Genomic DNA, 21,196 nt, shown 5'->3' with positions numbered 1-21,196 from the left:
CATGGGTTGTGGCGGGGCCATAACTTATGCTTAAGGGCATGACTTCTGCGAAGACTCAAAAAGATATCCTTGTGTGCGTTGCGTGGCCGTATGCCAACGGCCCCCGCCACATTGGCCACGTTGCTGGTTTCGGGGTGCCGTCCGACGTGTTTGCGCGCTATCAGCGTATGGCTGGCAACAATGTCCTGATGGTCTCCGGTACTGACGAGCACGGGACTCCGCTGTTGGTGCAGGCGGACAAGGAAGGCGTGAGCGTCAAGGAGCTCGCAGACCGCTATAACGAGCAGATTGTGCACGACCTGGCAGGGCTGGGCCTGTCCTACGACCTGTTTACTCGTACGTCGACTCGGAACCACTATGCCGTCGTGCAGCAGCTCTTCAAGGGACTGTACGACAACGGTTACATGATCAAAGAGACGACGCAGGGCGCAATCTCTCCCTCAAACGGTCGGACCTTGCCGGACCGCTACATCGAGGGCACCTGCCCGATCTGTGGTGCGACTGACGCACGCGGTGATCAGTGCGATACGTGTGGTAACCAGCTGGATCCGGCAGATCTGATTAATCCTGTGTCCAAGATTAATGGTGAGACGCCAGAATTCGTCGAGACCGAGCACTTCATGCTGGACCTTCCGGCGCTGCACGACGCGCTGCAGTCGTGGCTGAGCACGCGCGAGAAGTGGCGCCCGAATGTGCTGAAGTTCTCGCTGAATCTCTTGGAGGATATGCGTCCGCGTGCCATGACACGTGACATCGACTGGGGTATTCCAATCCCCGTAGAGGGGTGGCAAGATAACCCTTCGAAGAAGCTCTATGTGTGGTTCGATGCGGTAGTCGGGTACTTGTCTGCTTCGATTGAGTGGGCGGAGCGCAGTGGCGACCCAGATGCATGGAAGACCTTCTGGCAGGATCCAGCCACGCCGAGCTACTACTTCATGGGCAAGGACAACATCACGTTCCACTCACAGATTTGGCCGGCAGAACTGCTCGGCTACGCGGGCAAGGGATCTCACGGTGGCGACGAACATGAGCTTGGCACCCTGAATCTTCCGACTGAGGTCGTGTCCTCTGAATTTTTGACCATGTCCGGTTCGAAATTCTCATCCTCGAAGGGTGTTGTCATCTACGTCAAGGACTTCTTGGAGGAGTTCGGTCCGGATCCGCTGCGGTACTTCATCGCGGTGGCCGGCCCGGAGAACAATGACACTGACTTCACCTGGGACGAGTTCGTGCGTCGAGTGAACAACGAGTTGGCGAACGGCTGGGGCAACCTGGTGAACCGCACCGTGTCGATGGCGTACAAGAACTTTGGTGAGGTTCCCGAGCCTGGGGAGCTCACCGAGGTGGACGAGAAGATTCTCGCGCTGGCGGAATCGACCTTCGTATCCGCAGGCAAGGACCTGGCCGAGGCACACTTCAAGAACGCGATCACCAAGATTATGCACGTGGTTGGGGAGACTAATGCGTACATTGCGGACCAGGAGCCATGGAAGCTGGCGAAGGATCCAGAGCAGCGCACCCGTTTGGCGACGGTGCTGTGCACCGCGCTGCAGATGGTCAGTGACTGCAACGCGATGTTGACCCCGTTCCTGCCGCACACAGCACAGAAAGTGCATGAAACCCTTGGCCGAACCGGGGTGTGGGCGGCAACGCCGTCCATCGTTGAAGTCAGCGATGACAAGGACTTTGATCTCGTTGGCGTGGGCCTGCCAGAGCGCGGCCAGACCTACCTCACGATTACCGGTGACTACTCCGAGCAGCAGGCGATCTGGCAGCGTGTGCCGATGGAGCCAGGTGTCGAACTGTCGAAGCCGAAGCCGCTGGTGGCAAAGCTCGACCCGGAGCTTGGGGAGACCGGTCCGGAGTGGGCGCCTGTGCAGTAACGCTGCGGCAGCGCTAGAGTGCTTTGAGTGTTTGCTCTTGTACTTTTCGTCGCTGTCATTAGTGCCTCACTCAACTTGCGTGCGGGCATTGCCTCCGTCGGGTCAGTACTTGATCAAGTCATTGCCCATTACGACGCCCCCGCGTGGATCGGGGGCGTGGTCACGGCGATTCCTGGCACGCTCTTCTTCCTGATCGGCATCTGTGCGGTGCCTATTGCTCGAAAGGCCGGCCTCACACCAGTGATCTTGGCTGCCGCGGGGCTTTTGACTGCTGGGTTGGGCTTGCGCCCTTTCGCGCCCGATATCGCGTTGTTTCTGCTGGCAACGGTGGGCGCCGCTGGAGCCATCGCGTTGATGAACGTGTTGTTGCCCGCATGGATCAAGCAGCATGGTGGACGCTACATCGTTGCCCTCACCACGGTGTACTCCGTAACGCTGGGTCTATCTTCGGCGGCCGGCCCGTTGAGCGCATTGGTGACCTCTTCGTGGCAGTCGGCGCTCGGTTTGTGGGCAGTTGCAGCGGTTGTGCAGGTAGCTGTTTGGGTTGTTGTGCTCTTCAAATTCGGGAAGGACGTGCCCGGGAGCAAGGCTTCGACACCGCAGGGCAACGAGGACACAGGGGCGTCGGCTCCGGTCTGGAAGTCGCTGACTGCGGTGGCTTTGATGCTGTTCTTCGGGCTTCAGTCGACTAGCGCGTACATCCAGATGGGGTGGTTGCCCGCCATATTTATCGACGCCGGCGTCGCCCCATCAACCGCAGCAGGAGGCCTCGGACTGCTGGGCTCGGTCGGCATGGTTGGTGGGCTTGTGCTGCCGACGATCATTTCTCGTGCGAGGACGCTGACGCCGCTGGTGGTGCTCTTCGCCCTTTCGACGGCGGCGGGGTATCTAGGTCTGTACTTCGCCCCGGCAGCGTCTCCACTTGGGTGGAGCCTCCTGTTGGGGTTCGGCGGGTGCTGCTTCCCTCTGGCGATTGCGCTGATTCCAGCGCGAACACGCGACCCGTTGGTCACTGCGCGGTTGTCTGGTTTCGTGCAGCCGGTCGGGTACGTGCTCGCGGCGACGGGTCCGCTACTCGTGGGCGTAGCCTATGACCGAATCGGCGCGTTCCAACCGATCCTGATTGCGCTGGTGGTCATGGCGCTGGTGATGGGGGTAGTCGGTATCGTTGCAGCGCGCCACGTCATCATTGACGACGAGCTCAGCGCTGCAGGCCGCTGAGGAACTGCTCCAAAAACGTGGTGAGTTTGCCGGTTGCGTCGTCGTCGAAGCGGGCGTCGACAACCATGATGGGCGCGGTGTATTTGGGGGAGTTGCTGTCGGGGTCGCGTGCGACGACGAGGTCTGTGCCGTAGTCATCCTTCAATAGCTTCCAGGCAAAGCCGTAGTCGCGTACGAAGGCGTCGCCGAGCGCGGTGCCGACAACGCGTGCAGTATCGCCGCGCGGGTAGCTGCGTTGTGTGTCACGCGGCAGTGCGAGAAAATCCTCGAGTATTCCCTCGAACCGTTCGACGATTACTCGCGCAGGGCCGTTGAGCCCCTGCGCTGCGGCTTCGGTGAGCGCGTTGTCGATGCTGGTTTGGGTTTGTGCGTCAATCGCGTGGAATGTCATAGGCTCTATCGTATGAGCAAAAAGAAACCTCGCCCGACACCAGTACCCGCAAGCCCGATACCAGGGCTTATCGACGCCCACACGCACCTGGCATCTACCGGGGCCACCACGCCAGTGGATATCGATGCGATCATGGGCCGCGCGGTGAGCGCCGGCGTGGAGCGAGTATGCACCGTGGGTGATGGGCTCGCGGAAGCAGAACAAGCGCTGGAGGCCGCGCATATGCACGAGCGCGTGTTCGCCGCGTGCGCGATTCACCCGACGCGAGCGGCGGAACTCGACGACGTGGCAAGGCAGCGGCTCACGCAGATGGCGGCGGACCCGCGCTGTGTCGCGGTGGGGGAGACCGGCATCGATACCTATTGGATCCGCCACGATGCCGAAAACACCGCTGACCTTGCTACGCAGGAGGAGGCATTCCGATGGCACATCGACCTTGCCTGTACGACAGGTAAAGCGCTGATGATTCACAACCGCGAGGGGGATGCGGACATGCTACGAATCCTTGCCGACGCGCCGAAACCGGAGCACGTTATCTTGCACTGCTTCTCCTCGCCGCTTGATGTGGCGAGGGAGGCGATTGAGCGTGGCTACGTGTTGTCTTTTGCAGGCAACGTGACGTTCAAGCGCAACGAGGAATTGCGAGAGGCTGCGGCCTTGGCGCCGGAGGGCCAACTGCTCATTGAGACCGACGCGCCGTACATGACGCCGGAGCCGTTCCGGGGATCGCGCAACGAGCCGTCGCTGATCGGACATACGGCGCATGTCGTCGCGGAGGCTCGGGGGATGGACGTCGAAACACTGGCGAGCGAGGTGTCCGCCACCTTCGATCGTGTCTATGGGCTGTGATGATTGCGGGCACGTGTCCGGAAACACAACGGAGACGGCTCTGCGTTGTCCCAGGTGGGCTGTAAGAGGTGTGAACCGCGTGGCGTGAGTGACTGTGTCCACCATGGTGTGCAAACATGTGCTGGTAAAACAGCAGAAGTTACCGTATTGTTATCGAAGTATTATTTCGTGACGAAGGGGAATGACGCTCTATGGGCTCGCGCATCCAGCACACCAACACCGCAACGAAGCGATTCGCCGTTGGCACGCTTGCAGGTGTTGTCATTGCGGCAGGCACCACGACGGCGCTCGCCGCGCAGAAGGACATCACCGTCGACGTGAACGGCGAGGCGACCTCACTGAAGACCTTCTCGGGGGATGTTGCTGGCGCGCTGCAAGCCGCGGGCGTTGAGGTGAAGGACAGCGACGTTGTCTACCCTGCGCCCACCGAGAAGCTCTCGAACGGCGACACGGTGACCGTTCGCACTGCAAAGCCGGTTGCAGTCGTCGTGGACGGCGTGGCGAAGGAGATCACCTCCACCGCGCTGACTGTTGGCGAGGTTATGGATGAGGTGGGGGTGTCCCCGGCGTCCTCGTCAGACTTGGACAAGGACACCAAGCTTGTCGACGGCCTCAACGTTGACGTGACCACCCCGAAGATCATCGCGATCAATGACGGTGGGAACGTCACCTACGCCTCGGTTGCGAAGAAGACCGTCGGCGAGCTCCTCGAAGAACGAGGCATCACGTTCGATTCTGATGACCGTCTCAACCACCCGCTTGATGCTGCCGTGTACCCGAACATGGAAATCGTGCTCGATCGCGTCAACGTGGTGAAGCGCGCGGAAGTCCTCCCGATTGAGGCCCCAGTGGAGTATGTCGACGACGCGGAGCTGGAGGCCGGGAACGAAGAGGTACTCGAGGAAGGCAAGGACGGGGAGAAAGAAGTACTTCACGAGACTGTCCTGGTCAACGGCAAGGTCGAGTCGGAGGGCGTCGCTGGGGAGCGTGAGCTTCGCGCGCCGAAGGCTGCGAAGGTGCGTCGCGGTACCAAGGAGTCGGCGAACGCTCCCGCTGTTGCGGCTGGGTCCGTGTGGGACACGCTGGCGCAGTGCGAGTCGGGCGGTAACTGGTCAATCAATACCGGCAACGGTTACCACGGCGGTTTGCAGTTCTCCGCGTCGACGTGGGCGGCGTACGGCGGTACCCAGTACGCACCAACCGCTGACCAGGCGACCCGCGAGCAACAGATTGCCATTGCGCAGAAAACCCAGGCGTCCCAGGGGTGGGGTGCGTGGCCTGCATGTACCGCACGGATGGGGTTGCGCTAACCTCGTCAGGTATGAGCGAATCCCAACTGCTTGGCCCGGTAGAAATCCGTGAGCTTGCGGCTGCACTCGATGTCACCCCGACGAAACGGTTGGGGCAGAACTTCGTGCACGACCCGAACACTGTGCGGCGCATCGTTGCTGCTGCCGAACTTTCCCCCGACGACCGCGTGATCGAGGTAGGGCCGGGGCTTGGCTCGCTCACGCTTGGCCTGCTCGATGAGGCAGCGCACGTGACCGCGCTCGAGATCGACGACAGGCTGGCCCAACAGTTAGGGAAGACGGTGGGGCTGCGAGCGCCTGCAGCTGCGCACAAGCTCGACATCGTGCACATGGACGCGCTGAAAACCACGCAGCGTGACGTGCCGGGGGAGCCAACGGCGCTGGTCGCGAACCTGCCGTACAACGTTTCGGTTCCGGTGCTGCTCCACCTGTTGGCGGAGTTCCCCTCCATCCGTCGTGTGCTCGTGATGGTGCAGAAAGAAGTCGCTGACCGTCTTGCCGCGAAGCCGGGCACAAAGATCTACGGTGTGCCAAGCGTGAAGGCTGCGTTCTACGGCGAGGTGTCGCAGGCGGGCACCATCGGCAAGCATGTCTTCTGGCCGACACCGAATATCGAGTCCGGCCTTGTGCGTATCGACGTCGATCCGCAGCGCGACCGAAGCGTGCGCGACAAAGTCTTCCCACTTATCGACGCTGCATTCGCCCAACGACGCAAGACCCTGCGCTCAACGCTGGCGTCAGTGTACGGTTCCTCGGCTGAGGCCGAGGCAGCCCTGCGTGAAGCAGGGATTGACCCCGGTCTGCGCGGCGAGAAGCTTGGCGTGGAGGACTTCGTCAGGCTAGGGGAGGCCCGATGAGCCGCAGTCCACGTGAGTTCGTTGCTTCCGCGCCGGGCAAGGTGAACCTGCACCTTGGCGTTGGAAACGCGCGTTCTGATGGCTACCACGAGCTGGTGACGGTCTTCCAAGCCGTCGAGCGCCGCGAACGCGTCAGCATTGTCGTCGAGGACGAGACGCAGCGTGTCCAGTCCGGTTCCGTCGTGGCCAGCATGCAGACGCGCTTTCACGTGGATGTGCCGGACGAGGACATTGATACGCCGCGCAACCTGACGTGGCGGGCGATCGACGCAGTCGTTGACGCCGTCCGGGCCCGCAGCGGCGCACAAGAGCTGGCGCTCCCAGAGGCGAAGCTGGTCGTCGATAAGTATGTGTTTGTGGCAGGCGGCATGGCTGGTGGCTCCGCCGACGCCGCGGCGGGCCTCGTGGCGGCGAACGCTTATGTCGAGCATTATTGCGGTGAGCGGCTTAGTACCGAGGAGCTCCACGACCTTGCCGTCGGCCTGGGCGCGGATGTGCCGTTCGCACTCCACGGCCATACCGCGCTGGGCACCGGGCGCGGCGACACGCTGGTGGAGGTCCTCGGGCGTGGTACGTACTGGTGGGTGTTTTGTAACCCGAAGGTTGGGATCTCGACGGGCAAAGCCTTCGAAACACTCGATGATCTGCGCCACGACAACCCGGCGCTCGTGCCGCATTTGGACACGGCGGCACTGTCGCAGGCACTCATGACGGGCGCCCCGCGCGAGCTAGCGAAACACCTACACAACGACCTGGAGGCAGCGGCGGTGACGATGCGCCCGCGCATCGCAGCGCTCATCCGACGCATCGAGGAAGAATCCGACCTGGTCGCCCGCGCGATTGTCTCCGGATCGGGGCCGACGATCGCCGCGCTGTGCTTCGACGAAGATGCCGCGAGGGCGCTGGAAACGGTGCTGTGCGACAACGTCGAGGGCGTCGAGGTGTTCTGTACTTCCGGCCCGTCAGCGGGAGCGCAACTCGAGGCGTAGGCTACGATGGGTTTGCTATGGCGAACCTGATCAACCTCGAAAACGTATCCAAAACCTGGGGCCTCAAAACGCTGCTCGACGGCGTTTCCCTCGGGATCCAGACCGGTGACCGCATCGGTATCGTAGGCGTCAACGGAGGCGGGAAAACCACGTTGCTTGAGGTGCTCACCGGCATCGAAACCCCGGACAGCGGGCGCGTGTCGCACAATTCCGACCTGCGAATGGCGGTGGTGACCCAACGTTTCGAAATTCACGACGACGCCACCGTCGGTGATGTCGTGGTCAAGCCCTTAGGCATGGAGACGTACGAGTGGGCGTCGAACAGCAAGGTGCGCGAAGTACTCCAGGGCACGGGAGTGGCTGAGCTTGGCCTGGACACTCCCGTGGGCGAGCTTTCGGGTGGCGAGCGGCGCCGCGTGAGCCTCGCCGCGGCTCTCGTGCAGGACTTGGATCTTGTGGTGCTCGACGAGCCGACGAACCACCTTGACGTCGAGGGCGTGCAGTGGCTGGCTTCCCACCTGATGCAGCGCAAGCTCGCCGTCGTGGTGGTCACGCACGACCGCTGGTTCCTCGACACCGTCGCGACACTGACCTGGGAGGTCCACGACGGCACCGTCGACGTCTACGAAGGTGGGTACAACGATTGGACATTCGCCCGCGCCGAGCGCGCCCGGCAAGCAGACGCCATCGAGCAGCGCCGCCAAAATCTCGCTCGCAAGGAGCTCGCCTGGCTACGTCGGGGTGCTCCTGCGCGCACCTCGAAACCGCGCTACCGCATTGAAGCAGCCGAAGCGCTCATCGCGAATGTCCCGCCGCCACGCGACAAAGTCGAGCTGATGGCGTTTTCCAAGCAGCGTCAGGGCAACGTCGTCATCGAGTTCGAAGACGCCCGCATCGACGCTCCCGATGGGCGCACACTCGTCGACCACCTGACGTGGCGGCTCGCGCCGGGCGAACGCATCGGCCTGGTCGGCGTGAACGGCTCCGGAAAAACAACGCTGCTGCGGGCGCTTGCCGGAGACTATCCGCTCGCTGCCGGAAAACGCATCGAGGGCCTGACCACTCGGATTGGGTGGCTGCGCCAGGAACTCGACGACCTCGACCCAGCCAGGACTGTGCTTGACTCCGTGGAGGACGTCGCGCACTACATCACATTAGGCAAGAAGGAGGTGTCGGCCTCGCAGCTCGCGGAGCGCCTCGGGTTTAGCCCGAAGCGCCAGCGCACCCCAGTGGGCGATCTCTCCGGCGGTGAGCGTCGCCGCCTTCAGCTCACTCGAGTGCTCATGAGCGAGCCCAACGTATTGCTTCTCGACGAGCCCACCAACGACCTTGACATCGACACACTGCAGGAACTCGAAGACTTACTCGATGGGTGGCCGGGAACGTTGGTTGTGATCTCACACGACCGCTACCTGATCGAACGCATCGCTGACTCTACCTACGCGCTGTTCGGCGACGGCACGCTGAGCAACCTGCCCGGCGGGATTTCGCAATACCTCGAGCAGCGAGCTGCAATGGACACCCAAACGGGCCCACTCGATTTGGGGGAGAAGTCTGAGGACACCGAGGGCGCTGTGCCTGCGAAGCAGCCTGGCTTGTCGTCGCAGGAGCAGCGTGAGATTCGCAAACAGATGAAAGCGCTGGAACGCAAGATTGCGACGGCGGAAAAACGCGCTTCGGAGCTGGAATCAGAGATTGCCACTATGTCTGGTGAGGCCACGCCGGACTTCGAAGCAATCGGTGCGAAGACGCAGGAACTTCAGCGAACCAACGATGGCCGCGATGAGCTAGAGATGGACTGGCTGGAGCTTGGTGAGAAGCTAGAGCACTAAATCGGGTACCCGTTGTTAATCTTCTCGATCAGGTCGTTGACAATACGGCCCTGCTCGAGAAGTGCTTCCTGCAGGTAGTCAGAAGCTTCGTGGCGCTTCTCCTCGCGCAACAGTTCTACAATGTGCTCGTTGACAGAAATGAACTGACGGTTGAACGATGGCTGCTGCTGAATAATCGGAAGCGTCGCCAAGCGCATGAAGGCGTCGAGCTGGTCCATGGTGTCACCGAGCGTCTTCGAGCCCATTGCGGAAAGCACCACGTGGTGGAATGCCTGGTTTACAGCAGTCAGCAGGTCATCATCGTCTTGTGCGATTGCTTCGCGCGCTTCGGTATTGAGTTCTTCAAGCCGGTCAACGTCGAGTTCATCGCCCCAAAGCAGTGCAGCAGGTTCGATGGCTGCGCGGGCGCGGTAGGTATCAGTAACGAAGTCCGCGGACGGGGTTGCGAGGAATACGCCACGGTTCGGGATACGCTCGCAGAGGCCTTCCGAGGTGAGCATCGCAAACGCTTCTCGGAGGGTGTTTCTGGATACCTCGAAACGCTCAGCGAGGGCAACCTCGTTGAGCTTCTGGCCTGGGGAGAACTCGCCGCGCGAAATCGCGCGGCGGACCTCAGAGGCAACGTTTTGAGCAAGCATGGTATCCGTAAGTGTAGAATTATTAATTTAAGCTAGTCAGCGATGGTAATTAGTACCATCACCGGACGGCTGTTACGAGTATAACGCATTCATTGTTGAACAATTAACTGGGCAGCTTCGAGGACAAAGTGGCGCCTGACAAATGGGGGAGATGTGCGTAGTGTGGTGGCATGATTTTGATTAACGTTCGTTTCAAGCCATTGCCCGAATACGTCGAGACATTCCGTCAAGAGGTAGAGGAGTTCACGAATGCAAGCCGTGCTGAACCGGGCTGCATCTTCTTTGACTGGTACCGCAGCGAAGAGAATAAGGATGAGTATCTACTCATTGAGGCATTCCACGATGACGCTGCGGAGGCGCACGTGAACTCCGATCACTTCCGAGCTGCCCAGGAGCTGTTCCCGAAGATCTTGAAGGAAACCCCAACCATCATCAACACCCTGATCGAGGGGAAGACGGAGTGGGACACCATGGCTGAATTTAAGGTGGACTAGCCGAATTAGCCCAAATTTTCCCCACTTTACGGGTACGGTGAGTACCTATGAGTGAAGAGAAGAATTCCACCAAACCCCCGAAACTCTCCAAGAAGGCGTACGAGAAAGAACTCGTACGCCTTCAGGCTGAGTTAGTAGCGATGCAGCAGTGGGTTGTGAAGACCGGGGCGCGCGTCGTTATCGTGATGGAAGGTCGCGACGCTGCGGGCAAGGGGTCCGCGATCAAGCGCATCACCCAATACCTTAACCCGCGTACGTGCCGCATTGAGGCGCTGCCGAAGCCCACAGAGCGCGAACAGACACAGTGGTACTTCCAACGCTATGTTGAAAAGCTTCCAGCCGCGGGTGAAATCGTCATCTTTGACCGCTCCTGGTACAACCGTGCGGGTGTTGAGCGCGTGATGGGGTTCTGCACTACGGAAGAATATCGTAGGTTCCTGCACCAGACGCCGATCTTTGAACGCCTCCTCGTTGAGGACGGCATTATGCTGCGTAAGTACTGGTTCTCTGTATCGGATGAAGAGCAGTACAAGCGATTCCAATCGCGCCGGAATGACCCGCTGCGCCAGTGGAAGCTCTCGCCGATGGACCTGGAGTCCATTACGAAATGGGAGGACTACTCCCGTGCGAAGGACGAGATGTTTATTCACACGGACATTCCAGCTGCGCCGTGGTACACAGTCGAGTCGGAGGACAAGAAGCGCTCACGCATTAACGTGATCTCTCACCTCTTGTCGACGATCCCCTACGAACACGTCGACCCGGACCTGCCTGAGATTCCGGAACGCCCAGCGATCATTGATTATGAGCGTCCACCGCGCGACGAGTTCCGCTACGTCCCCGATGCGGCCGCAAAGCTTGAACGCGCCAAGGTGAACGACAAGAAAAAGAAGAAGGGCAAGAAGCGCTCCTAATTCGGTGATTTTTCCAAACAAAGAAACCCAGCCATGACGTAAGCAGGCTGGGTTTTCATCTTGCAGCCTCTATATCAAGGGGCCGTAGGTGGCTGAATCTGAACTTGCCCCTGCGGTTCCAAGGCTCGCCGAATGTAAGACGCCCAAAGATTTAGGGTTTATAACCCCGTGGCGTGGAAACACTTCTGTCTCCGGGGATCCAAAACCGCCACGGTGCGTCAGTATTCTTTGAGATGCCAATGCGAGGGCCACAAACCCACTCTGGGGGAGTGGTAGGGGCTGTCAACGAGATACTTTTATGGTTGTCGGTGAGCTCGAACCCCAACGCTTCGCCCAGGTTCCCGGGGCCGCGCGCCAGGTTGTCCTCGGCGACGGGAAGGCGGTCTGGTTTTTGACGGCGTCGATACGCAATGTCGTGTCCCTCGATGACCCTGCCGCCCCGCAGCAGGCACCCCTGACCGATACCCTCCGGTGCGCACACAATATTGACGTTGTGGTGAATGCCATACGAAAGATAAACGTAGAAGCGGCCGGGAGGGCCAAACATCGCAGCATTGCGCTGTGTTTTGCCTCGATAGGTGTGCGCGGCAGCGTCCTTCTCACCGAGATACGCCTCTACCTCGGTGAGAACAATGCTGACTCCACCATGCGTCAATACGCACCCCAGTAGCTCTGGTGCGACGATGTTTGCAGGGCGAGAAAAGTCAATCACGGATCCAAGCCTAACTGGAGATCCCCGATGGTGGTCGAACGAAAGGGTGAAATACCACACGAAGCGCGGGTGGAGTTTGTTTTGATAATTTTTTGCGTACGGTGAACGGTGAACACAGAAACGCTTTTCTTTGGGCCTCGTAACATAAGGAGCATCATGGCAGGCAAGCGCAACTGGGCAGCAACAGCATCGATCGCGGCAGCGCTGGGCGTGGGGACCGTCGCAGCTGTTGATCTGACTCAGAAGAAACACTCAATTCGCAGGATTTACCCAGTGCTAGGGCGTGCGAGGTGGGCGCTCGAAAAAGTTCGTCCTGAACTCCAGCAATACTTTATTGAGCGCGATTGGGACGGTCGCCCATTTGACCGCCGTACCCGTAGCCTCATCTACTCGCGTGCGAAGGGGCAGACCTCGACCACCGCGTTCGGCACCCAAGAAAACGTCTACGAACAGGGCCACCGCTCCCTGGTGCACTCCATGCGTCCTGTGCCCATGCCTGAAGAACCACCTCGTGTGCTCATTGGCGGTCCGCAGTGCTCCCAGCCGTATAGCGCCGCGCTGCTGAACATTTCCGCGATGAGCTTCGGTTCCCTGTCCGGTCGTGCCGTGGAAGCGATGAACAAGGGCGCGAAAATGGGCGGGTTCTACCAGGACACCGGTGAAGGTGGCCTGTCCCCGCACCATGAAAAGTATGGTGGTGACCTGGTTTGGGAAATCGGTACCGGTTACTTCGGGGCGCGCACCCCACTGGGCGGCTTTGATCCGGACACGTTCGCTGAAAAGTCAAAGCGTCCGCAGGTGAAGATGACACTGCTGAAGCTGTCGCAGGGCGCGAAGCCGGGTCTTGGTGGCGAGCTCCCAGCTGCGAAGGCCACGAAGGAAGTTGCGGAAATCCGTGGCATCGAAGAGGGGAAGGCGTTTACATCCCCGGGGGCGCACTCGGAGTTTGATACCCCAATCGGCCTCCTGCAATTCATCGATCAGATGCGCACACTTTCCGGTGGCAAGCCGGTCGGGTTCAAACTGTGCATTGGTTCCCGACAGGAGTTCCTCTCCGTATGCAAGGCCATGCTCGAGACTGGAATTTTGCCGGACTACATCGTGGTCGATGGCTCTGAGGGCGGTACCGGATCGGCACCGAAGGAGTTCGAAGACCATGTGGGTCTGCCGCTCACGGAGGGGCTAACGTTCGTGAATAACGCATTGGTCGGCTGCGGTCTTCGCGACAAGATCAAGATCGGCGCTGCAGGCAAGATCGCCGCGGGCAACGACCTCGTCCGCCGTATGGTGCAGGGCGCGGACTTCCTGTTGAGCGCACGCGCAATGATGATGGCTGTCGGCTGTGTGCAAGCTATGGAGTGCCACCTCGGTACTTGCCCGGCGGGTGTTGCGACGCAGGACCCATGGCGTGAGCGCGGATTGGATGTCGAGGATAAATCGATGCGCGTGATGCGGTACCAAAAGGCCACCGTGGCTTCCGCACTGCGCCTCATGGCCGCGATGGGAGTACAGGATCCCAAGGACCTGCGCCCTGAAATGATTCGCTGTAACGATGACTATGGCAAGCCGCAGACGTATCGCGAACGCTACGAGTGGTTACGTGACGGTCAGCTCGTTGAGGGCGACATCCCATCGAACTGGGCAGACGACTGGGAAGCGGCGACTGCTGAGTCGTTTCTAGCGAAAGGAAGGTAGCGCTTAGCGTAGGCAGGGAAAATTTGCCACAATGGTGGCATGACCCTAGATGAATCACAACGCGCGAAAGAACTGGCCGAGCTAGAGGAGCGCCTCGAGCTCGGTCGAAAGCATCACGAAGAACTCATGGCGCAGATGAAGGCGAAAGTCCAGGAGTTCGAAGAACGTCAAGCTGAGCTTGAGCGAGCAATTGCGGAGCGTAAGTCCGCAGAATAAGCGGCCATAAGAGCTACTCCTCGTTGAGCCATGCAGCAAGTCGATGTACTGCTGCATGCTCAGCGTTTCTACCAATGACTTCGTCTGCAATCGCCTTGAGGTCTGGGTGTGCGTTGCCCATCGCAACAGCTGTGCCGGCCTGCTTGAGCATTGTGTAGTCATTAAGAAAGTCACCGATCGCTGCAGTAGCCGAGTGCGAGATGCCTAAGACATCAGCGATGGCGAGCAGCGCCTTGCCCTTATCTGCCTCCGGGCTCATGATGTCGATCCAGTGTTGGCCACTCACAACGTGGTGCAGCCCAGGGGCATGCTCCTGCACCCACGCCAGCGCGTCCCGCTCTGCATTCCCGTCCACGTAAAGAGCAACTTTCACCGGTGTATCGAAGGGGACGTCGACAAGTGAATCGACGAGCGTGTGTGCGTGATAGTACTTTGCGATTTCCCGCTCCACCTCCTCGGACGCTCCACGGACGGAGTAGGACTGTTCAGGTGTGCACAAGACAGCCGTTGCTGAAAACGGGGCTGATTGAAACGCATGGAGAAAATCCCGCACTGGCTGCTCCGGCATGGCAGTCACATCGATGATGCGGCCGTCGTGAAACACAACGGACCCGTTCTCGGCAATGAAGGTGTGAGGTTCGTGCGCTGTGAACATGTCTCGAAGCGTCGCTAGCTGGCGCCCGGATGCCGGTGTGATGAAAACGTTGTGTTCGTCGGCACGTCGAAGCAGGTCCCAAAACGCGTCGGGGATGTGTCCGTGCACGTCGAGCAGCGTGCCATCCATATCGAGAGCGATAATCTTCGGGCAAGGCATCAGTTCGTATTCCTCCAAAAACGTTGACGTACGTGCACAGGTTACCGAAGGGGAGTCAACGGCCGCTTGTTGACGCCACGCTGGACAAATACGACAATCCCGCTCCGGGGGTATGGTGTGGGGGTGAAAGGTGAACGGGTGTGGGTTTACACTATAAAGCCCACCTAAAGCGAATAATCGGACCTGTCCCGGTGGCGGTGCTTGGTCTAGCTGGCGAATTCGAGACAAAGATGGACCAATACACGCTACGATAAGTCTTTGGTTGGGGGTACAGCTGCTTGCGCTGTGCACCCCCAAGTCAAAGGTTTATCTATCGTTCAATTACCGCATGAAGAGGATGACTGTGTCTACGCCTACGAATACAACGCCCCAGAATGACTGGAATCACAAGCTGACGCTCGCGCAGGAAATGCTGCCGCTCATCAGCCAGCTGCACCGTGAAAACAACGTTGTTACCTCGATCTTTGGGCGCCTGCTAGTGGGCGTGACAGACATCGACATTATTAAGGCGCACCGATACGCGCGCCGCATCGTCGAGAAGGAGCTTCCGCTTGAAGATACGCTTCCGGTGCTCCGCGAGCTGGTCGAGATGAACTTGGGCACTGCCTCCATTGACCTAGGTCGACTCGCTAGCGACTACAAGAAAGCCGGAGCCAGCGACCTGCGGGCGTACCTCAACGAGGCACTCGCTGAAGTTGTAGACACTGATTCGGAGCTGGAACCACGTGATGTGGTGCTCTACGGCTTCGGCCGTATCGGTCGCCTGCTGGCTCGCATTCTTATTGCGCGCGAGGCGATGTACGGTGGCGCGCGCCTGCGCGCTGTGGTTGTGCGGAAAAAGGGCGACGATGACATCGTGAAGCGTGCATCGCTTCTGCGCCGCGATTCGGTGCATGGACCATTCGACGGCACCATCACAGTGGATCACGAGAAAGAGCTCATCTGGGCGAATGGCACTCCGATCCAGATGATCTACGCGAACGACCCTGCGGCTATCGACTACACCGAGTACGGCATCAATGATGCAATCGTCGTCGATAACACGGGTGTTTGGCGCGACGAGGCTGGCCTGGGCCAACACCTAAAGTCCAAGGGCGTCTCCCGAGTTCTGCTCACGGCGCCGGGCAAGGGTGATATCAAAAACATCGTCTACGGCATCAATCAGGCGGATATTACCGACGGCGACCAGATCCTGTCGGCGGCGTCGTGCACCACGAACGGCATCACGCCGGTGCTGAAGGTTATCAATGACCGCTACGGCGTGGTTCACGGACACGTTGAGACGGTGCACTCCTACACGAACGACCAGAATCTGGCCGACAACTTCCACAAGGGTGACCGTCGTGGGCGTGCTGCAGGCCTCAATATGGTGCTCACGGAGACGGGCGCGGCAAAGGCTGTTTCTAAGGCACTTCCAGAGTTTGAAGGCAAGCTGACCGGCAACGCGATTCGTGTACCGACGCCGGACGTGTCCATGGCTGTGCTCAACCTGGAGTTGGAAACCGAGACGACGAAGGAGGAAGTCAACAACTTCTTGCGCAAGGTTTCGACGGACTCGAACCTTCGCCAGCAGATTGACTACATCCAATCCCCAGAGGTGGTCTCGACTGATTTGCTCGGCACCACACACGCCGGTGTCGTTGACGGGCTCGCGACTATCTCCTCCGGTAAGCACCTTGTGCTTTACGTCTGGTACGACAACGAGTATGGCTACTCCCACCAAGTAGTGCGTGTTGTTGAAGAGATTGCGGGTGTTCGTCCACGTATTTACCCAGCGCGTTCGAACCCAGAGGATCTAAAGTAGTCATTTCATCCCGCGCCCCATGCTGTGTATGGCAGTCCCCGGGGCGCGGTGCACTTTTTGGGTGGACGTTTTGTGCTGGAAGTTCGCAAATTGACGTTCATACACTAAGTTAGAAGCGTACGTCATTCGGTTTGGGCGATTCGAAGAAGTGTAAGGCAGAGGCAATAGTGCGTCGAGGTAAGTGTAAAACTGGGCTCGCAGCCGCGACGGCGGCTTCAATCACGCTTGCTTCAGTAGGTGCAGTCCCTATGCGCGTTCATGCGCAGCATTTAGGCCCGGAAGTTATTCAAGAACATGCCGTCGACACTTCCAATGGCCTTGGGTTTGAAGAGTTGCCCGCGGGGAAAGCGAAGCGCTCCTATCTATTCCTTGATACAGATGGCTCTCCGCTGGCGAACACGGAAGTACGCTTCGTTAGCCAAGATGGAAAGACATCGCATGTGGGGCGCACTAATGAAAATGGTGCGGTCGCGTTTATTGTTGACCCGGGCTCGTATCGCTATCAAATCTATGGCGGCCGTGAAACGGGAAAACCACGGTTTGTGTCTCAGTGGATTACTGTCAAAGAAGACACTTTCATTATTACTTCGTTGAAGTTGCCGGCTGAGCAGACAATCTTCTACACGTGGCCGAGGATTGACTTAAAGCCCGGTGAGCACAAAGTTGTTACTCCGAACGAAGGAAACGAGACAGGTACTGAGTTCGAGAAGATCGGTGGTACTCCGGAATGGGTAACTGTCTACCGCGATGGCACGGTGGAGGTTTCTCCACTTGAAACGACCAAGCCTGGCGTGTACACCGTCAAGATCCGTGCTTCGAACGCGCCCGATTTCGCCGTCAGAATCGAATTGCAGGACGCAGCAACCGGTGCTGATCGGTATACGTTTACGTACCCTACAAGCTATGTCCGCCCGGGTTCTGTCGGTTCGAGTTTTAAACCCATCTTGACGCTGCGTAAAGATGGCTACGACTTCGTAAACCAGCCGGTGCCACCTGGGACCACGTTTGAGACCTCATCCTCAGAAGCGACGATCGACAAGAACACAGGTGAGGTCAAATACGTCGCTCCGAGAAATGCCAAGGTTGGAGGGGAGCCTGCTAAAATCCCCGTGGCTATCACAATGCCCGACGGCAGCCGTCTGGAGACGGAGGCCACATTTGAAGTGATTCCGCCACTGCTCAAGACAGTAGCGCAACTTTCTTATGATGAAGCGCGCGTCGCGCCTCGGGGAAAGTTCGTTGCGGATCTCAATGTTAAGGGGAAGCTACCGGTAGGGACGGAGTTCCGCTGGGATGCAAGAAAAAATGAAGACCTCCGTGGATGGAATGTCGCGGTCGACAGTACAACTGGAACTGTCGAAGCCGTGGTGCCAGAGGGGGTTGAGGAAGAATACAACTTACATATCCTGGCTAGCTACACGGATGGGTCGAGGGAGTATGTAACGTTGCCTGTCCGTATTGTGGAGCGGCTCAGTTCGGAAGAACTCGAGGCGCACAAGTTACGTTACACACAGCAGATTGTGACTCCCGGCAAGGCGTTTACTGCTGATCCCGTGGGTAAACCAGTCTATGGCAGCGTCTTCTCCATCGAAAACGACGGCGGTATTTCGATCACCATCGATCGCACGACAGGGCGCATCACCGCAAAAATCCCAGCCGACACCGAAGCGGACAGTACATACACCGCAAGGCTGCGTGTCGACTTTCCCGGTGGGCACCAAATCATCGAGTTGAAAGCAACTGCGAACTCATTGGCCAGGACGAACACAGTGAATTACGCTGTGCGAGAGGGATTTGCTAAGCCGAAAGATCAGTATTCTGGTGCCCGTTACGGGTTGCCTAAGAGCTATAAAAATCACGACGCCAAGGTCGAAATTAACCCCGAGACGGGTGAAGTTCGAGCAACAGTGCCACGCAGCCAAAAGCCTAAGGAGATCAACGTTCCCGTCGTTGTAACGTGGGAGGATGGTTCACAGCAACTTGTGGACCTGCACGTTGTGCCGAAACAGACAGCCAGTAAAAAGGAACTGACCTGGGAGCGTGTGTGGTGGATTGTGCCATTTATGATCGCAGCAGAGGGTTTTGGTATTTTGCTGTTTTGGATATGGGACAGCAATAAACACGTCGCACCGTTTACTGTAATGACGAATGCATTGAAGAACGCCGGATTTAACGTTTCGGGATAAAGGACGAGAAAGTGAAGATGAAACGAACTCTTGCTATCGTGCTGTGCGCGGGCCTAACTTTTGGTGGGGTCGAGCCCGTCGCGGATGCGTCCGTTCAAAAGAACCCCGGGGGAATCTGGATCGAAAATGAGTCGAAGACTGAGGGCTTCGCTACGGTAAACCTAGCATACGGGTCGAAACTGAATGCGACGTTCCAAAACCCTCAGTCAGTCGGTGGCCTGTTGGAGTGTGGCCTGGAGACTGTTTTGACTGTTGACGGGCAGAGCGTTGCGTTCTTGCCGACGGAGACAAAGGCGGTCGATGAACCGAGCGAGATCGGTTATAAAACTACGTTGACGCACTATGATGCGAACACCCAAATTGAGATTAAGCGCACAGTCGAAATCGGTACGAACTCGATGGATGTGACGGTTGAGGCCACGGACAAGTCGAAGAGAGACCGGCAGATCAAGGTTGAGATGTATTCCGCTGTGCCAAAATACGCAAAGGAAAGTGGCACATACCGGGGCAGCAGATTCAGCTTCGGCCCAAATGAACTCGGCTACGACGTGTCTGTGAACTTCCGTGGTGCTGATGCATCGAAGGCTGCGGGGCACGCCATCGAGACCGGTGAAGCGACCAGGGTCGGTGAGGTTGCCGGTGACGGTGCTGGTTATCAGTACGCAGTGTGGGATAAGAAGCTACCCGCTCAGAAATCGGTTTCTGTCACCGCAAACCTTTTTATCCAGACGCAGCCTACAGCCAAAGATACTGACCGCGATGGATTGCCGGATGAGTGGGAGCGCTACGGGTTTACTACTTCTGATGGCACCCCGCTGCCGCTAAATAGGTGGGGTGCGGATCCAGATAAGCCGGATCTGTTCCTACAGCTGAACTGGATGAAGTCCGAGTGGGAGACGCTGAACTGCAACGAAGTGAACAAGTTTGGTGCAAACATAGAGGATTTCCAAAAGTTTGCGAAGTGTGCTGAGGCAAACGCAAATGTGTACCGGCCGTCCCGAGAGTCTCTGATCGAGTTGGAAGAGAAGTTCGCGGCGCATGGTATCAATCTGCATATTGATGCAGGGGACCTCTATTCTTCCGTGTCGAGTTACGAAAAAAAGCATGGCGGCCCGACAGAGGACTACACGCCGCTTTATTTTGCAGATGGCATATCGAAGCGAGACAAGCTCGGGCAAAAACGCCAGGAGTTGCTGGGCGCGCGTGAATCAGTGTTCCGAGTAGGCATTATTGGTGACCAAATGGAGAAAGGCGATTGGTCGACAGGTACTGGCCTGGTCAATGACTCTGCGTTCTACGTGTCTTACCACGAGAACGTGACGAACCAGGAGCAGCTCCGCAACACGATCTTGCACGAGTTTGGCCACAACCTAGGCCTGACGCACAACGGTGCGCTGTCGACGAACCCTGTGAATACCGAGGAGTACCTGCCGACGTATAAGTCTGTCATGAACTACCTCTACCAGTGGTCGCACTTCGACTACTCAGACCAGCTTTATGAGTCGATTCCTAAGACGGACAAGAAGTACCCGAAGGAAAAATGCGAGCAGGACGGCGTGGTCTGCTACCAGGGCAAGTATTCTGTGCCCGCGGACTGGGAGAACCTGAACCTCAAGGGTAAGTACATTGGATCGGGTGAAGGCACGATTGGTGCTGAAGAGGCTCCTGAGCCGAACCATAACATTACCGCGCGCGAACTTGAAGTTATTGCGGCGGATCAAAATCCTGGCAAGGCTGGTTTCCGCTTGGCAGGTGGCGAAGACGCTGCAGTTGTCACCAACCGTTCGACCGATGTGCTTCACGGCGAGATTCGCAACCTTGGCCTGGACCTTCACAAGTTCACTGTGTACGCCAAATACCCAACGATCACAGGCGCGGAACCGATCGAAGTCACCGTGCCGGGGCAGATCAACGCGAACGGTGTGGAGCCCTCTGCACGAGTTGAAATACCGATTAAGAACGCAACCTCATTGCGTGACTCGACAATGCCGCTTGAAATTCGCATTGTAAATGCGGAGGGGAAGGAAGTATTCAAAGAGGAGTATCAGGTTTCTGTCCTCGACTACACGGCAGAAGAAATGGAGCGTATCCGTGAGGAGATCGAAAAGAATCCTGATGCCAGTGATCGCTTGAAAGAATCAGCACGTCGCATTTTGGATCCAAAGGCCGGTCGGCAGGCGCCGGAGGAACCGGACCGTATTGACGTGGCGACACCGACGCCGCAGAAGCCACCGAGCAATACGGGTAAGAACACGGTTGGCCAGTCGGAGAAGTCGTCCGCGTCTGACAACGTGGGGATGATCGTCGGCATTATTGCTGCGGTCGGTGGTGTGTTGGCTGCGGCGTACGCTGCGGCGTGGGCTTCAGGTCTGTTGAAGCTCTAAGCCTGTT

General features: G+C 58.4%; 18 protein-coding genes. 14 read left to right on the top strand and 4 right to left on the bottom strand.

Features of this window, described 5'->3' with window-relative positions:
* Nucleotides 1-38 precede the first annotated feature (38 nt).
* Nucleotides 39-1,883 carry a methionine--tRNA ligase gene (gene metG / locus BJP07_RS08350; RefSeq protein ID WP_071567040.1) on the top strand — a complete coding sequence of 615 codons (1,845 nt, stop codon included), beginning with the start codon at nt 39-41 and terminating at the stop codon, nt 1,881-1,883.
* A 27-nt stretch (nt 1,884-1,910) separates the two neighbouring features.
* The gene (locus BJP07_RS08345) at nt 1,911-3,104 is read left to right on the top strand and encodes an MFS transporter (RefSeq protein ID WP_071567019.1); all 1,194 of its coding nucleotides are present in this window, start codon (nt 1,911-1,913) and stop codon (nt 3,102-3,104) included.
* Here the strand turns inward: BJP07_RS08345 and BJP07_RS08340 are convergent.
* Entirely contained in the window at nt 3,085-3,495 is a 411-nt protein-coding gene (locus tag BJP07_RS08340) for a DUF3806 domain-containing protein (RefSeq protein WP_071567018.1), read from the bottom strand. The genes BJP07_RS08345 and BJP07_RS08340 overlap by 20 nt on opposite strands.
* A 12-nt stretch (nt 3,496-3,507) precedes the next feature.
* Between BJP07_RS08340 and BJP07_RS08335 the strand changes: the two genes are divergently transcribed.
* From BJP07_RS08335 to BJP07_RS08315, 5 genes are all read left to right on the top strand, one after another.
* Complete coding sequence (locus tag BJP07_RS08335; protein WP_071567017.1) at nt 3,508-4,344, top strand: TatD family hydrolase; 837 nt, start codon at nt 3,508-3,510, stop codon at nt 4,342-4,344.
* Between the two features lie 191 nt (nt 4,345-4,535).
* Nucleotides 4,536-5,654: a resuscitation-promoting factor gene (locus BJP07_RS08330; RefSeq protein WP_071567016.1), complete on the top strand. Its 1,119-nt coding sequence runs from the start codon at nt 4,536-4,538 to the stop codon at nt 5,652-5,654.
* 11 nt (nt 5,655-5,665) lie between these two features.
* Nucleotides 5,666-6,511, top strand: coding sequence for a 16S rRNA (adenine(1518)-N(6)/adenine(1519)-N(6))-dimethyltransferase RsmA (rsmA, locus tag BJP07_RS08325; RefSeq protein WP_071567015.1), 846 nt, complete (start codon nt 5,666-5,668; stop codon nt 6,509-6,511).
* Nucleotides 6,508-7,500, top strand: a complete 993-nt coding sequence (locus BJP07_RS08320; RefSeq protein WP_071567014.1) for a 4-(cytidine 5'-diphospho)-2-C-methyl-D-erythritol kinase — start codon at nt 6,508-6,510, stop codon at nt 7,498-7,500. The genes rsmA and BJP07_RS08320 overlap by 4 nt, the downstream gene beginning before the upstream one ends.
* Nucleotides 7,501-7,517: 17 nt before the next feature.
* Nucleotides 7,518-9,332: an ABC-F family ATP-binding cassette domain-containing protein gene (locus BJP07_RS08315; protein ID WP_071567013.1), complete on the top strand. Its 1,815-nt coding sequence runs from the start codon at nt 7,518-7,520 to the stop codon at nt 9,330-9,332.
* On the opposite strand, the gene BJP07_RS08310 is transcribed toward BJP07_RS08315, so the two are convergent.
* Nucleotides 9,329-9,970 (bottom strand): GntR family transcriptional regulator, encoded by a 642-nt coding sequence (locus tag BJP07_RS08310; protein WP_071567012.1) that lies wholly within the window; start codon nt 9,968-9,970, stop codon nt 9,329-9,331. The two genes, BJP07_RS08315 and BJP07_RS08310, sit on opposite strands and share 4 nt — an antisense overlap.
* Before the next feature lie 170 nt (nt 9,971-10,140).
* Here BJP07_RS08310 and BJP07_RS08305 point away from each other — a divergent pair, with 170 nt between their 5' ends.
* Together BJP07_RS08305 and ppk2 are read left to right on the top strand one after the other, a co-directional pair.
* Complete coding sequence (locus tag BJP07_RS08305) at nt 10,141-10,464, top strand: putative quinol monooxygenase (protein WP_071567011.1); 324 nt, start codon at nt 10,141-10,143, stop codon at nt 10,462-10,464.
* Nucleotides 10,465-10,511: 47 nt separating this feature from the next.
* Nucleotides 10,512-11,378 (top strand): polyphosphate kinase 2, encoded by an 867-nt coding sequence (gene ppk2 / locus BJP07_RS08300; RefSeq protein ID WP_071567010.1) that lies wholly within the window; start codon nt 10,512-10,514, stop codon nt 11,376-11,378.
* 151 nt (nt 11,379-11,529) lie between these two features.
* On the opposite strand, the gene BJP07_RS08295 is transcribed toward ppk2, so the two are convergent.
* A complete protein-coding gene (locus BJP07_RS08295; RefSeq protein ID WP_071567039.1) occupies nt 11,530-12,090 on the bottom strand; it encodes a DNA-3-methyladenine glycosylase in 561 nt (186 codons plus the stop codon).
* 156 nt (nt 12,091-12,246) lie between these two features.
* On the opposite strand from BJP07_RS08295, the gene BJP07_RS08290 reads away from it, so the two are divergent.
* Both BJP07_RS08290 and BJP07_RS11240 read left to right on the top strand, forming a co-directional pair.
* A complete protein-coding gene (locus BJP07_RS08290) occupies nt 12,247-13,785 on the top strand; it encodes an FMN-binding glutamate synthase family protein (protein WP_071567009.1) in 1,539 nt (512 codons plus the stop codon).
* A 39-nt stretch (nt 13,786-13,824) separates the two neighbouring features.
* Nucleotides 13,825-14,001 carry a hypothetical protein gene (locus tag BJP07_RS11240; RefSeq protein ID WP_177221731.1) on the top strand — a complete coding sequence of 59 codons (177 nt, stop codon included), beginning with the start codon at nt 13,825-13,827 and terminating at the stop codon, nt 13,999-14,001.
* Nucleotides 14,002-14,014: 13 nt separating this feature from the next.
* Here the strand turns inward: BJP07_RS11240 and BJP07_RS08285 are convergent, their stop codons facing one another.
* Nucleotides 14,015-14,815 (bottom strand): Cof-type HAD-IIB family hydrolase, encoded by an 801-nt coding sequence (locus BJP07_RS08285; protein WP_071567008.1) that lies wholly within the window; start codon nt 14,813-14,815, stop codon nt 14,015-14,017.
* Nucleotides 14,816-15,224: 409 nt separating this feature from the next.
* On the opposite strand from BJP07_RS08285, the gene BJP07_RS08280 reads away from it, so the two are divergent.
* The 3 genes from BJP07_RS08280 to BJP07_RS08270 all read left to right on the top strand — a co-directional run bounded on the left by BJP07_RS08280 (nt 15,225) and on the right by BJP07_RS08270 (nt 21,189).
* The gene (locus tag BJP07_RS08280) at nt 15,225-16,619 is read left to right on the top strand and encodes a glyceraldehyde-3-phosphate dehydrogenase (protein ID WP_369822344.1); all 1,395 of its coding nucleotides are present in this window, start codon (nt 15,225-15,227) and stop codon (nt 16,617-16,619) included.
* A gap of 248 nt (nt 16,620-16,867) precedes the next feature.
* Entirely contained in the window at nt 16,868-18,805 is a 1,938-nt protein-coding gene (locus BJP07_RS08275; RefSeq protein ID WP_071567006.1) for a Rib/alpha-like domain-containing protein, read from the top strand.
* Between the two features lie 17 nt (nt 18,806-18,822).
* Nucleotides 18,823-21,189, top strand: a complete 2,367-nt coding sequence (locus BJP07_RS08270; RefSeq protein ID WP_143111756.1) for a zinc-dependent metalloprotease — start codon at nt 18,823-18,825, stop codon at nt 21,187-21,189.
* The last annotated feature ends 7 nt before the right edge of the window (nt 21,190-21,196 follow it).

The sequence above is a fragment of the Corynebacterium sp. NML130628 genome (assembly GCF_001875665.1).
Classification (GTDB): domain Bacteria; phylum Actinomycetota; class Actinomycetes; order Mycobacteriales; family Mycobacteriaceae; genus Corynebacterium.
The sequence above is the reverse complement of the archived record's forward strand: the minus strand, read 5'-3'. Positions and strand labels throughout refer to the sequence as shown.